The organism is Natronocella acetinitrilica, from assembly GCF_024170285.1.
GTDB classification, from domain to species: domain Bacteria; phylum Pseudomonadota; class Gammaproteobacteria; order Nitrococcales; family Aquisalimonadaceae; genus Natronocella; species Natronocella acetinitrilica.
The window spans coordinates 216320-230557 of sequence record NZ_JALJXV010000009.1 but is presented as its reverse complement, the minus strand read 5'-3'; the positions used below and the strand labels follow the sequence as shown (position 1 = coordinate 230557).

The following is a 14238-nucleotide window of genomic DNA, read 5'->3' as shown; positions in this document are numbered from 1 at the left end:
GGGCGCATTATGCCTGCTCCCGGCCATGACACAAGTGGAGGACCCGACCCCATGTATGACTGGGAAGGCCAAGACCCCGAAGACCTGGATGAACTGCTGCGCAACCGTAACCCGTTACGAAACCGGATGATTCTCTTCACGGCTTCGCCCTGGCCGGAGGCTGCCCGGATTCGCATGGCCTGCTTCGCAGAGGCCACCGAACTGGCCCAGTTTCTGGCGCGGATGGAGCCCTGGCGACATGAGCTGCCGCCAACCGATGTGCTCGAGCTGCGGGACAAACTGCGTGCCGCTCTGGTGCCCGCCTCGGTGACCGGGCTCACCGATGCCCTGCGTGATGCCTGTAACTGCGCAACGGCACCTCGGATGGGCGTGGTCTGGTGGGGCTCGCTGGACAAACTCAAGCAGTCGGAGGAGGCGTGGCCGCTGCAGCTGCGCAAGGCATTTCACGGGGACGACCGGGGGGAGCCCATCGACAATCGCGGGACACGCGACTTCCTGGCGCAATTAAACGAACAGTACTGCCGCTGAAGAACGTCGGTCACCGCAGGCCATCACGGCCTCGCCCTTGCGGCCAACGGCCTGGCATGGCCGACGGCGAGACGCAAAGTCTGGTCGACTTCCGAGGGCAGCAGCGGTAACGAGACGACCATGGCCCCGTACTCCTGTCGACCGCGCCGGCCACGCTGCTCATGCGCCACCACAACCCGCACCCATGGGTAGAGCGACGCGATCGTGCCCACAAGCCTGGCAATGGGCACTTCGCGGAAAGCGCCATCAATCACGAACAGCACCACCCGATCGGCGGACAGGCTCTCCATGGCATCGCCGACGTCACGAAAGCGGAGACATTCCAGCCCGAGGCCCAAGGCCCCCTCCTCCAGGGGCGTGGCGTCCACGTCGCGGTCAGACAGAAAGGCGACCCGGGGCGAGAGCTCATCCCAGGCAAGGCCGGGCAGGTGCAGGTCGGAGCGGACCACTTCGCTGAACGCCGCCGGCAACAACGAGCGAGCCAGCAGAAAACCCTGCATCCAGTCACAGCCGTGGCGCCGCAGGAACTGCAACTGGCCAACCGTCTCGACGCCTTCGGCAATGACCCGAATACGCAGACTCTGACCCATGGCGATGATGGTGCGCGTGATTTCCGCGGAGTCGACATCCCCGGTGACTTCCGCGACGAAGCTCATGTCGATCTTGAGGGAGTCCACCGGGAAACGGCGGAAGTAGGCCAGCGAGGAGTACCCGGTGCCAAAGTCGTCCACGGCGATGCTGACGCCAGTGCGCTTGAGCTCGCCCAATCTGAGCGCCACCGCCTCGGGGTCGCGAATCAGCGAGCTTTCCGTGATCTCGAGTTCGACGCAATCCGGCGCCGCGCCGGTCTCGGCGAGTATCTCGGCAACGATAGCCGGTAGGTCCTCAAGCACCACCTGCCTCGGTGAGAGATTGATGGACACCCGCAGATTGACCCCCAACTCCTCCCGCCACAGTCGCTGTTGGCGGCAGGCCTGCTCCAGCACCCAATGGCCCACCGGCACGATGAGCCCGGTATCCTCCAGCGCCGGAATGAATTCCGCCGGACTGATCAGGCCACGGCTGCCGTGTTGCCAGCGCAACAGGGCTTCACCCCCGAGAATCCGCCCCGTCGCGAGATCCGCCTGGGGTTGCCACTCCAGGTGAAACTCACCCTTGGCCAGCGCGTGGCGCAGGTCTGTCTCCAGCGTCAGGCGGTCCAGCGCTTTCTGGTTGAGCGCGGCTGCGTAGAACTGGAAGGTGCCCACCCCCGATGCACGCGCCAGGTCCAGCGCGCTGGCGGCGTTACGAAGCAACACGGCGGCATCCTCGCCATCCCAGGGATACAGGCTGATGCCGGCGCGGGCATTGAGGTAGAACTCGTGACCACCCAATTGCACGGCCTCCGCCAGGCGATGGAGCATCTGCCGGACGCGTTGCGACAGCGCGTCGGTATCCCGCGCGTCACGCAGGACCAGGGCGAATTCGTCGCCGGCCACCCGGGCGACCAGATCGTTACGTGAGGCATCCGCCGCCAGCCGATTGGCCGCGATGCGGATCAGCTGATCACCAATGCTGTGACCATGGCTGTCGTTGAAGATCTGAAAACGGCTCAAGTCCACGTAGACCACCGCCAGAGGAACAGCCGGCTGGCCCTCCTCCTGCAGCAGCTTGCCGAGCCGCTCAAGTAACGGGCGGCGATTCATCAGCCCCGTCAGCTCGTCATAGTCGGCCAGATAGTTGAGCCGGGATTGCGCCTCCATCTGGCCGCTGACATCCGTCAGGAATGACAGGGTTGCCGGCTTGCCCTCCCACTGCACATCAACGGCCTTGGCCTCCACCCAGACCAGCTCACCGTCTGCGGCCGTCAATCGGAAGGCGCAGATATCGCGCTGCTGCGCACCATGACGACGACCGCGGTACCAGGCGATGACGGGCTCACGGTCGTCCGGATGGATGAAACTGACCCAGGGCCGCATGTAGTAGATGGCCTCGGGGTAGCCCAGCATGGCGACCAGACGAGGATTGACGAAGCGGACATTGCCGCGTTCGGCCACCGCCAACCCTTCCTGGGTATTTTCCACCAGCATGCGGTACTGCTCCCGGGAGGTGTGCAGCGCCGCTTCCGCACGCCGCTTCTCGGTCATATCCCTGGCGACGGTGGAGAAGAACTGTGGCTCACCCTCACCGTCGGTATGGGCAATCACGACCTGCGATACAGGGATCTCGGTACCGTCGACATGCAGCAAGGCGCCGTCGCCCGCCCATGTACCCATCTCCCGGGCCTGCGTGAGCGCGTCGCGCATCAAGACGACCCGGCAGCGCGGCGGAATGAATCGGGAGAGTTCCAGGGCGGAGAGATCCGGCACATCCCTGAGACCGAGCAACTGACGACCGCTCTGATTGAGATAGAGCACGCGCCCAGCCGGATCGACCATGGCAACCAGGTCACTGGTGGTCTCGAGTACGGCCGCCAGGCGCAGCCGCGAGCGCTCGGCCGCCAACCGCTCGGTAATGTCGGTTAATACAACGAGGCAGGCCCGGACGCCGCGCCCGCTCTTCGCCTCATTCTCCCAGCTCAGCTCAACGTCACGATGCCCTCCATCGTGGCGCCGAACCTGCAGTACCATCTCGCCACCCTGCCCGACGCCCTGCTCCCAATCCTCGAGCAACTGGCCAAGCAAGGCCTGCGAGGAGGCGTCATCGGTAATGGCAGATAAGGGGTGTCCGAGTAACTCTGCGGCTGGGCGGCCGAGAATGTCGCCACCGGCGGTGTTGCAGAAGCCAATGCGGCCGTGGGCGTCGAGTTCCAGCACCCCGTGAGGCAGTGCCTCCATGAGCCGTCGGAGGCGCGATTCCGCCTCAGTGAGGTCGTCCTGAGCCCTGCCAATGATGGCCGTATTGCGGCGTACGAGGGTGTAGAGCAGCACGCCCGAGACCAGTACGAACCCCAGGCCCTTGACCATGCTGGTCCATGCGTAGAGCGAGGCGTCAAGGCCAACCAGATACAAGGCCCAGTCACTGAAGAGAATCCACAGACTTGCGAATACACAGTAAGTCACCGCCACCCGGAGGGGCAATGAGTGGATTCGCCTCGCCAATTGCATGCCGGTCTGCCACCCTTCGTGTTGTGCGGCCGCTCTGTCGGCCGTTCTTCCCTGGTATCGAATAGCATAGTGCCAAACAGAGCAAGTCGGTCGCCAGAAATAATGTTCTACCTGTATCACCACAATGACCTGACGCAGCTTGCCGAACTGCTCGCGGAACTGCGCCGCATCCAGCCGGGCACCGGGCTGCTGGAACCCGACCTGGTGCTGGTGCCGAACCGTGGCATTGCCCGTTGGCTACAGATGCAGATCGCCGGTAGTGAGCGCATTGCCGCCAACATGGAGTTCCCCCTGCCGGCGGGCTTCATCTGGCAATTGCTGCAAAAGGCGCTGCCCGGCAATCCGGACTCCACCGCCTGGAGCCGGGAACACCTGCAGTGGCACCTCTACCAGTTACTGCCGGAATTGACCGAATCCCTGCCCCAGATCTCGGCTTATCTCGCCGGTGACCAGAAGCCGCTGCATCGCTTCCAGCTGGCAACGCAGCTTGCCGATGTGTTCGACGAATACCTGGTGTATCGACGGGACATGCTGCTGCAGTGGGAGCAGAGTCAGGGCGAGCGGCGGCCGCCGGCGGATTGGCAGGCGGAGGTCTGGCGGCGACTGGTGAAGCGACTGGGCGGGAACCACCGCGCGCGGATCATGGAAACCTTCATCAGCCTGTGTGCGGCGGGACGGCTCGACGTGGCGGACCTGCCCTCGCGTCTGTTCTGCTTTGGGCTCGGCAATCTGCCGCCGGATTATCTGCGGGCGCTCTATGCCCTGGGTGGCCGGATCGATGTCCACTTCCTGCTGCAAAACCCCTCTCCCGTGTACTGGGGCGACCTGGAGGCGAACAGACTCAGCGTAGACTTTCCGGTGGAGACAGAGCTGCCCGCCGGGGAGGCGCCCATCGAGTCAGGCAACCCCCTGCTGGCCTCCCTGGGGCGCTCGGGACGCGATTTCATTCGACTGCTCTACTCCGAGGAGCTATCGGGCATCCAGGAGCCCGAACTCGGAGACGTCATGGCTTATCGCCGGCCGGAGAACGCGTCACTGCTGGGCGCAATCCAGCGGGACATCGTCGATCTGGCGGCGCCAACGCCACGCCCCCTGCCCACCGGGCAGGACCGCAGCCTGCAGATTCATGCCTGCCACGGGCCGCTGCGGGAGGTGCAGGTGCTGCAAGACCAGTTGCTGGACCTGCTGTCACGGGATCCGGGCCTGCAGCCCCGGGATATCGTCGTGATGCTGCCGGATCTGCAACAATACAGCCCCGCCATTCGCAGCGTCTTCGGTGGCAGTGATCCACGCAAACGGCTGCCCTACACGCTGTCTGATCAGCCCCGGCTGGCGTCCCACCCCATCGCCCGCACCTTTACTGCCTTGCTGGATCTTGGCCAGTCACGCTGGACGACCAATGACCTGATGACCCTGGTGGCGGTTCCGGCGGTGATGCGCCGCCTGGGACTGGACGAAGCGGATCTCGCCAGCCTGCGGGACTGGGTCGAAAGCGCCGGCGTCCGCTGGGGACTCGACGCGGACACCCGCAGGCACATGGGTGCCGGGGAGGACGGTCGCAACACCTGGCAGTTCGGGCTGGACCGCCTGCTGCTCGGACTGAGCCTCTCCGTGGACGACACTCCGGTGGATCGGGTGGTGCCCTGGAGCGATCTCGAAGGCGGCGGCACCGCAGCGCTGGGCAAGCTCTGGCTGCTCGTGGAGCGGCTGCGGGAATGGCGGCAGCAGCTCGCCACGCCGGCAGCGCCGGAGACGTGGCACGAGCGGATCAACCGCCTGGTCGCCTCCCTCATCCAGCCGGACCCTGACGACCCCCGGGAAGAAGCCGCCCTGGCATCGGTGCAGGATGCCGTTCGCGCTCTCGAGGCCGCCGGCGCCTGCCTCGGCGAGACGCCACTTGAATGGGAAAGCGTGCGGGAGCTCCTGCTGACAAACCTGCAGGCCGCCAGCGAGCGGCAACCGTTTCTGTCCGGCGGCATCACCTTCTGCGGCATGATCCCGCTTCGCACCGTCCCCTTCCGGGTGGTCTGCCTGCTGGGCATGAATGACGGTGACTTTCCCCGCCAGGAACGCAATCGCGGATTCAATATCGTGCGCCGTTACCGGCGTCTCGGCGACAGAAGCATGCGGGACGATGACCGGCTGCTGTTCCTGCAGTGCCTGCTCGCCGCCGGCGAGACGCTCTACATCAGCTATACCGGTCAGGACATGCAGAGCGGCGACCGGCTGGAACCATCACCCATCGTCGGCGAACTGCTGGACTTTCTGGTCACCGGTTACTTCGGTGACTGCGATCCGAATGAGGCGCGGCAACGTCTGATCACCCGGCAACCCATGCAACCGTTCAGCCGGCGCTACTTCTCCACTGCCGCGCCGGAGCGCGTCTTCACTTTCGGCGCTGAATGGCAGGCCGCCACGGAAGCCCAGGGTCGGGCCCGCGCCCAAGCGACGCGCTGGCTGGATACAAGCCAGCTGACGGACGACCGGGACAGTGTTGTCGAGCTACGGGATCTGCAGGCACTCCTGCGCCACCCCGCAGAGTATTTTTTTCGCCAACGGCTGCAGTTGCGCCTGGGGCACGATCGCCAGCGACTAGAAGAAGAGGACCCGCTGACCCTGGACCGGCTTGCTGCAGCCATGCTCCGCCGTCACCTGCTGCACAAGGCCGACATCACGGACGACGCACCACTGCCGGAGACACCGCCTGAGCATCTTCGCCTTGCTGGCGAACTGCCGCCTCCGCCGCTGGATGAACCCCTGTTCAGGCGCGAAGTGGTGGCAGTGAACCAACTGTTGTCGCCATGGCGCACCTGGCAACGGGAAACCCCCGGACCGGAGCCTTTCGAAGTCGACCTGACACTCGCAGAGGACCTGCGCCTGCGCGGCCGGGTTGCGGATGTCTGGCCGGGTGCGGTGCGCCGCCTGCAGCCGGGGCCCTTGCGCATGCGTCATGCCCTGCGGTCCTGGGTGGATCTGCTTGCCTGCGCCGCCGCCGGCGGCCCGAACCGACTGGAACTCATCGCCTTGGATCAGGGCGAACCAGTGGGTTGGCAAGTCGCGATCGAGCCGGACCAGGCCACTACGGAACTGCGGACGCTGCTACAACTGTTCCGCGATGGCGAATCCCGGCCACTGACTTTTCATCCGGATCTGGCAGACGACTATTACGGCCAGGTTGGGCCGATTCCGGCGAAGCATGATCCCGAAAAGGAATTGAAGCGCCTGGCCGTGCGCTTGTCACCGACTGCATATGTGCCCCACCACCTCTACAACGATGCCTGGTTCCAGCCGTTGCTGGAGCGCAGTAACGGCCTCCGGGAGGACAGCGAGCAGGCACGCTTCGTCGCGCTGTGCACGGCCCTCTGCGAACCCCTGCTGACCCGGATGGAGCCGCTGGAGGTGCGTCAATGACAGCACCTCGACCGTTCGACGCCGCAACCATGCCGCTACGCGGTCTGCACCTGATCGAGGCCAGCGCGGGCACCGGCAAGACATACAGCCTGGCCGGTCTCTACCTGCGCCTGCTGCTTGAAGAGCAACTGACACCGCGGGACATCCTGGTGATGACTTTTACCCGCGCGGCAACCCAGGAACTGCGCGAGCGTATCCGCACCCGACTGGCCCGGGCGGCGGCCATCGCCGCCCATGGCCTGGACGACGACGCCCACGACGCGCAGTTCGCCGAGCAACTGGTTCAGGCCGCGGTGGCAAGGGGGGAAGACCGGGCGTCGGTCACCCGACGCCTGGTGCAGGCAGCGGCGACCATGGATGAAGCCACCATCACCACCATTCACGGCTTCTCGCAGCGCGCGGTGGCGGAGAACGCGTTTGACAGCGGGCTGCCGTTCGACCGAGGCAAGCAGGTGGATGACAATTCCCTGTGGCTTGAGGCAGCGCGGGATTACTGGCGTGCGCGAACCGTGAACCAGCCCCGGGATGCGGTCATGGCCTTCACCGCCTGCTGGCCCGGCCCGGCGAGCCTGTATGCCGAGCTGGACCCCCTGCTCCGCAAACCGGCAAGCCAGCTCCGGCTCGCCGATGCCGACCACATCGCGCAACTCGCGGAGCAAGCCCGCAACGCCTGGGAAACGGATGCCGGCAAGCTGGCAGCCCTACTGGAGCAGGCAGTGGACGCGGGCAGCTTCCTTGGCGACAGCGGCCTGCTGAAGGAAATCAACCTGCCCGGCAACAGTGTGGCCGACATGCTGGACGCTCTGAGGCAGGGGCTGTTCAGCCAGCCCGACAAACCGCCCCTGCTGCCGGAGTGGGTGCAATACCTGGGCGATGCCGACAGCGTTGCCGCACAGGTACGCAAGCGGCCGGACCAAAGCTGGTTCGACCCGCACCTGCTGCCCCTGTGCCAGGCTCTTGCTCCACTCCAGCGGATGGCCCGGGGGAGTGCCCTGGTGGATGCCCTGCGCTGGGTTGAAGTCGAGACGCTGGCAAGAAAGCGGGCGCGGCGGCAGTTCAGCTTCAATGACATGATCATGGCCCTGCATGAAGCGGTGCATGACCCCCGCATCGGGCCGGCACTCAGCGACGCCCTGCACCGGACCTGGCCCTGGGCGCTGGTGGACGAATTCCAGGACACGGACCCGAGCCAGTACGACATTCTGCGCTGTATCTACGCCCGGGAACGGGAACGCCCGGGCGGTCTGATCATGATCGGCGATCCGAAGCAGGCCATCTACCGCTTTCGCGGCGGCGATGTGCACGCCTATCTGCGGGCCGGCCACGACGCCGACGACTGCTTCACCCTGCCCCGCAACTTCCGCTCCACCCCCGCCGTGCTGGACGCCATCGAGGCGCTGTTCCGGCAAGGCGGTGAGCAGGCTTTTGTGATAGACGGCATCCGCTTTCATACGGTGGAGCCGGGCCGAGCGTCCGGCGACCGCGTGTACAGCATCGGTACCGAACCACTGCCTGCCATGACCGTCTGGACCCTGCCCGACCGTGAGGACGGCAAGCCGTGGCCCGGCAACGCAGCCAAGCCAAGGCTCCTCCACGCCTGTATCAAGACCATTGCCGATCTGCTCCATGGCTCCGGGGTCGGCGAGGTGCGCTGTGCCGACGGCGAATGCCGACCCATCGCCCCCGCCGACATCGGCATCCTGGTGAACAGCAACCGGGAAGCAACGGAAGCCCAGGCGGCACTGGCCGTCCATGGCATTCCGGCGGTCTGCCTGCATCAGGACAGCGTTTTCGACAGCCGCCAGGCCGGCGAACTCCTGCAACTGCTGCAGGCCGTGGCCAATCCGCTGGACGAGGGACTGGTTCGTGCCGCCCTGACCTGCGAACTCTTCGCCCACAGCATGGCCGATCTCATTGCGCTGCGTGAGGACGAAGACGCCTGGCGTGCCGTCATCGAGGAGTTCCAGTCGGCCCATGAGCGCTGGCATCGAAACGGCCCGCTGGACATGCTGCAACCCTGGCTGCAGGGGGCCGCAGCCCGGCTGCTTGGCTGGTCCGACGGTGAGCGACGCATGACCAACTGGCTACACCTGGCCGACAGCCTGGAAAGTGCGGCGGCGGAGAGCTTCGGCATGGCCGGCCTGATCCGTTGGCTGGAGGAAACCATGACCACACCGGCGGACGCGGAGTCCGCCGATGCCAGGCAGCTGCGTCTGGAAAGCGACGAGGATCTGGTGCGGATCAGCACCGTCCACAAGGCCAAGGGGCTGCAATATCCCGTGGTGTTTCTCCCCTACGCAGCCCTGCTGGGCAGTAGCGGCAAGCCCGATGTGGCCCCCTACTTCTACCACGACCACCTGGGCACACCCATGGCGGCGCTGAGCGAGCAGGACGACAGCGCCGCACAACGAAGCGCCATCGAGGAACACCGTGCCGAGGCCATGCGCCTGCTCTACGTGGCCCTGACCCGGGCGGAGCAGGCACTGTATCTGTCCTGGGCACCTGTTGGCGGCGCCCCGGACAGCGCCCTCGCCCTGCTGCTGCACGGCATGGACGGCGCCGATGCCGGGGCCTGGGGCGGCAAGCGCAAGGCACCCGGCTGGGTCAGCGCGGAAACCCTGGGTCAGCGGCTGGAGGAATTACAGCAACGCGCACCCCACGCCATTCAGGTGGACCACCTGTCACCCGAGCCTGCGGGAATGCAGAGCATGCAGCCGGCACAGGCCGAACTTGATCGAGGGGCACGGGACGACTTCCCCGCCCCCCGGCAACCCTGGCGCGTGTTCAGCTTTTCAGGGCTGGTCAGTCACGCCAGTGCCCGACCGGAACCGGATCAGGGCGCCGAGGACGAGAGCCACCAGAGCGGCGAAACCGACCCCTGGGGCGTAGAGGCAGAAGTCATGGTGTCGCCAGCTGGACCGGCCTTCGGCACCGCCGTTCATGACATGCTGGAAGAGCTGGACTTCCAGTCCTGGCCGCTGCCGGAACCGGCGATGCAGCCCTGGATCGTGGAAAGGCTCCGCCGGCACGGCCTGGTGGTACCCGATGGCGCCGATGGCAAGCGCCTGGTGGACAATATCCGGCGACTGCTCGACGCCACGCTGACCACCGCCCTGCCCGGGATCGGCCCTTTGCAGGCGGTGGAGCCGCCGCACCGACGCAGTGAAATGGAATTCTTCCTGCGGCTCGGAGGCACCAACGCCCGCGCCGTCACCGATTGCCTTGCCGCCCATGGCTACGCCATCAACCTGGCAGCGGAACGCCGGGAGCAGTTGCTGAACGGCCTGATGCACGGCTTCATCGATCTGACCGTCGAGGCCGATGGGCGTTACTGGATCATCGACTACAAGACCAATCTGCTGGGCGCCCGTCGGCAGGACTATGCCGCCCCCCAACTCGGTATCGCCGTGCGGGCCGGGCACTACGATCTGCAGTATCTGATCTACCTGGTCGCACTGCATCGCTACCTGCAGCGCGGGCTGCCCGGCTACACACCGGAACAGCACCTGGGCGGCGCGCAGTATCTTTTTGTCCGGGGCATGAACGGCATCAACGCGGATGAGGGGGTGTTCGTGGACCGGCCATCCGACGCACTGATCCTGGAACTTGACGCCCTGTTCGATGGAGGAGCAGCACGGTGAGCGGGCTGCTGGAACGTATCGCCGTCGGCGTGGACGAGGGCCGCCTGCGGCCCCTGGACCGGGCCCTTGCCGACTGGTGCCTGCGCCATGGCGGAACACCGGCAGTGGCCCTGGCGATGGTGCTCGCCAACCGCGCCCTGGAGGATGGCCACACCTGCCTGCAGATACCAGAGCCCGGCCCCGCCCTGCCCGGGGAACGGCCGTTCATGGCTGCCGATGCGTTCATCGAAGCACTCACCGGCAGCCCGCTGGTGGGTGGGCCCGAGGCGGCCTGCCCGCTGATCCTTGATCAGGACAGGCTCTACATCGAGCGCTACTGGCGCTACGAGACACGTCTTGCGGCGCGACTCAACACCCTGGCTGCCACGCCGCCGGCCCCTGTGGATGTGACAGGGCTGCTGCCCGGCGGCGCTGACTTCGATTACAGCCGGGTTGCCGATGGCGAACCCCACTGGCAGGCGGTCGCCGCCTTTACGGCGGAGCGCCATCAGCTGTGCGTCATCTCCGGTGGGCCCGGCACCGGCAAGACCTATACGGTGGTGCGCCTCATGTGGCGACTGATCCGGGCTGCCCTGCAGCGGGGCGACGCACCACCGGTGATTCGTCTGGCTGCGCCTACCGGCAAGGCTGCCGCAAGAATGATGGAAAGCATCCGCGATGGTCTCACGGCCATGAACCTGGACGCCGAGTCACAGGCGGCCTGTCCACAGCAGGCCAGCACCCTGCATCGCCTGCTCGGCTTCAGGCAGGGCAGCGTGCGGCCGCGGCATGATGCGGACAATCCACTACCGGCGGATGTGGTCATCGTCGACGAGGCATCCATGGTGGATCTGCCCATGATGGCGAAACTGGCAGAGGCACTCCCGGACCATTGCCGCCTGGTCCTGCTGGGTGATCGTTATCAGCTTGCATCCGTGGAAAGCGGCTCGATCCTCGCCGAGCTCTGTGATGCCGGCGGCGTCAATGTCTACTCCCCGGCGCAGCGCCAGGCGGGCGGTGAATTGCTGGCGACACTGCCCGCCGACACCCCTTCCGAGCCACTGCCCCTGCGCGACCACGTGGTGACCCTGCAGACCAGCCATCGCTTCGCCCGGGACAGCGGTATCGGCCGCCTGGCCAGCCTGGTGAATGCCGGCGACGTGGACGGCACCATCAGACTGCTCCAGGCAACCCACCCGGACCTGGCGTATTCGTCGGATAGTTCGGAGCGGGCCCTGGATGCCCTGTGCGACGAGCAGGCACAACACTATCTCCAGCTACAGCAGGTCACGGACCCGGCGCAAGCACTGACCCTGATCGAACAGCGCCGCCTGCTCACTGCCACCCGAGTGGGCCCAAGCGGCAGCGACCAGCTCAACCAGCGCATCAGCGCAAGGCTGGCGCACCATTCCGGGGCCTTCGAACCAGGCCAGCGCGACTACCACGGCCGCCCCGTGATCATAACCCGCAACGATTATCGGGCCGGGCTGTTCAACGGTGACACCGGCATCATGCTGCGAGACGCCGAGGGCAACCTTCGCGTCTGGTTCCGGGCCGAGCAGGGCCTGCGCAGGCTACTGCCCTCGGCGATTCCGCACCATGAGACGGTGTACGCCATGACGGTGCACAAGTCCCAGGGCTCGGAGTTCGACCACGTCACCCTGCTGCTACCGGAGGGCGGCAGCACGTCTCCCACCCGGGAACTGCTGTACACCGGCATTACCCGTGCGAGGCAATCCCTCTGCCTGACAGCAGGCGAGGACGCCGTGCGCGAGGCGGTGGGTCGGCAGACACTGCGCGGTTCCGGCCTGGCCCTGCGTTTGCAGATCTCGTCTAGGTAGTTCCTCCAATGGTCCGCGCCGTGGGCATGCGGGAAGGTGTCAGACAAGCTATGGCCATGGATTACCGGATTCCCTGGAGGCTGCCATGCGTGCTTGCCTGTACACATCCATCTGTCTCTCCATCGGACTCTTCGCGACGGCTGCAGTAGCCACGTCGCCCCTGCCCCTGGGCAATAATCCGCTACTGCCGGAGGACGCCCCGCGCTATTGGGCCGAGAGTCTGTCCGGCGGCCCCGGGAAGGATGGGATTCCCTCCATCGACCAACCACGCTGGTGGGACGCCGAGGAAGGAGACGCATTCCTGCGACCGGACGACCGTATCATCGGCGTCTACCGCAACGGTGAGGCCCGCGCCTATCCGCAACGCATCCTGGTGTGGCACGAGATCGTCAATGACACCATCGACGGCGACAACGTCAGCATCACCTACTGTCCACTTACCGGCACGGCGCTGGGATTCCTGCGCGGCGATAACGAGCTTGGTGTCTCGGGCCGGCTGGTGAACAGCAACCTGATCATGTACGACCGCGGCACCGACACCTACTGGCCACAGATTCTTGCCGCCGGCATCCATGGCCCGCACAAGGGAGAGAAGCTGCAGGAGTTCCGGGTATTCTGGACCACCTGGCAACGCTGGGTCGAACGCCACCCGGATACCCGGGTTCTATCCGACCGGACACGATTCGCACGCAACTACAACCGCGACCCCTACGGCTCCTACACACCGATTTCAGGCTACTACGCACCCAACGCGGGACGGATGTTTCCGGTGATGCACGAAGATGAGCGCTACCCGCCGAAACAGGAAGTCTTCGGTTTCAGAACGGCCACCGAGGCCGTCGCCATCAACCTGGACCGCCTGCGCGCGGACGGCGCGCTGGTTCATCAGGGTGCCGACGAAGATTACTTGATTCTCCATGATCCCGGACTGGACACGGCCTGGGTCTATCGGGGCGAAACTGACAGCCTGGCGGCATTGGAGAACGTCGAATTCAACGCTGACGGCCCGCAACATCCGGCCCTGGCCGATCTCGAACCGGTGAACGGCTTCGAGGCCATGTGGTTCGCCTGGACCGCTTTCTACCCGGACACCGTCGTGATTGAATGATGCGCCGCGCGGGAAATCGGATCGCAGGTATCGTGCCGGCAACGGCAGGTCTGCTCTACGTGCTCTTTTACCTTTACGCCATCGACGATATCAGCCTGGCCCACCACCGTGACTGGTACGCCCAGTTCGGGGCGATCCCTCTGGAGCAGGCGCTTCGGATGCGTTCCTGGTTCCTGTTCGAAGGGCTCGGCATCGTGCAGCTTGGCCCCATTGTCTGGCTGGCGAGTCCGGTGAACCTGCTCATTGCTGCCGTCCTGGGTAGCCTGCTGGCCGCCAACGTGCACGGCGCCATGGCGCTGCGAGCCGCTCCCGCGCAATGCAGCCACCGAGGCAGCGGCAGGATCGGTACCATGGCCGGTGGCTTGCCAGCCCTTTTTGCCGGCGGCGCGTGCTGCGCACCCAGTATTATCCTGTTGCTGGGCATCCCCGGCCTGGGTGCCTTCGCGGGGCTGTTCATCTGGCTGATTCCTGTGTCGGCGCTGCTACTCATTGGCAATCGCTGGCTACAACGCCGGCTCGGTGCGCCACCTTGGCTTACAATAAGTAGTTCTACCAACTGACACCTCCGACCTGTCCCTCTTACTGTTGACCGGTTGTCCGAACCAAGAGGCAGAAGCGGCAATCATGGCGAAAAAGAGCAAGAC

Annotated in this window: 7 protein-coding genes; 6 read left to right on the top strand and 1 reads right to left on the bottom strand. The window is 65.6% G+C overall.

The features are described 5' to 3' along the window. The first annotated feature begins 51 nt into the window (after positions 1 to 51). Positions 52 to 528 carry a hypothetical protein gene (locus J2T57_RS18210; protein ID WP_253482928.1) on the top strand — a complete coding sequence of 159 codons (477 nt, stop codon included), beginning with the start codon at positions 52 to 54 and terminating at the stop codon, positions 526 to 528. Between the two features lie 23 nt (positions 529 to 551). On the opposite strand, the gene J2T57_RS18205 is transcribed toward J2T57_RS18210, so the two are convergent. Further along, positions 552 to 3575, bottom strand: a complete 3024-nt coding sequence (locus J2T57_RS18205; protein ID WP_253482926.1) for a sensor domain-containing protein — start codon at positions 3573 to 3575, stop codon at positions 552 to 554. Positions 3576 to 3716: 141 nt separating this feature from the next. Between J2T57_RS18205 and recC the strand changes: the two genes are divergently transcribed. The 5 genes from recC (at position 3717) to J2T57_RS18180 (ending at position 14154) form a co-directional block, all read left to right on the top strand. Then, positions 3717 to 7025: an exodeoxyribonuclease V subunit gamma gene (recC, locus tag J2T57_RS18200; protein ID WP_253482921.1), complete on the top strand. Its 3309-nt coding sequence runs from the start codon at positions 3717 to 3719 to the stop codon at positions 7023 to 7025. Next, the gene (gene recB / locus J2T57_RS18195) at positions 7022 to 10666 is read left to right on the top strand and encodes an exodeoxyribonuclease V subunit beta (protein ID WP_253482918.1); all 3645 of its coding nucleotides are present in this window, start codon (positions 7022 to 7024) and stop codon (positions 10664 to 10666) included. The genes recC and recB overlap by 4 nt, the downstream gene beginning before the upstream one ends. Beyond that, positions 10663 to 12486 (top strand): exodeoxyribonuclease V subunit alpha, encoded by a 1824-nt coding sequence (gene recD, locus J2T57_RS18190; protein WP_253482904.1) that lies wholly within the window; start codon positions 10663 to 10665, stop codon positions 12484 to 12486. Before recB ends, recD begins: the two co-directional genes overlap by 4 nt. An 85-nt stretch (positions 12487 to 12571) precedes the next feature. Continuing rightward, the gene (locus tag J2T57_RS18185; RefSeq protein WP_253482901.1) at positions 12572 to 13594 is read left to right on the top strand and encodes a DUF3179 domain-containing protein; all 1023 of its coding nucleotides are present in this window, start codon (positions 12572 to 12574) and stop codon (positions 13592 to 13594) included. Next, positions 13591 to 14154 (top strand): hypothetical protein, encoded by a 564-nt coding sequence (locus J2T57_RS18180; protein ID WP_253482898.1) that lies wholly within the window; start codon positions 13591 to 13593, stop codon positions 14152 to 14154. The genes J2T57_RS18185 and J2T57_RS18180 overlap by 4 nt, the downstream gene beginning before the upstream one ends. Positions 14155 to 14238 lie beyond the last annotated feature (84 nt).

Coding starts and splice junctions, on each gene's coding strand:
- J2T57_RS18210 (WP_253482928.1), top strand. CDS start 52: ATGTATGACTGGGAAGGCCAAGACCCCGAAGACCTGGATGAACTGCTG.
- recC (WP_253482921.1), top strand. CDS start 3,717: ATGTTCTACCTGTATCACCACAATGACCTGACGCAGCTTGCCGAACTG.
- recB (WP_253482918.1), top strand. CDS start 7,022: ATGACAGCACCTCGACCGTTCGACGCCGCAACCATGCCGCTACGCGGT.
- J2T57_RS18185 (WP_253482901.1), top strand. CDS start 12,572: ATGCGTGCTTGCCTGTACACATCCATCTGTCTCTCCATCGGACTCTTC.
- J2T57_RS18180 (WP_253482898.1), top strand. CDS start 13,591: ATGATGCGCCGCGCGGGAAATCGGATCGCAGGTATCGTGCCGGCAACG.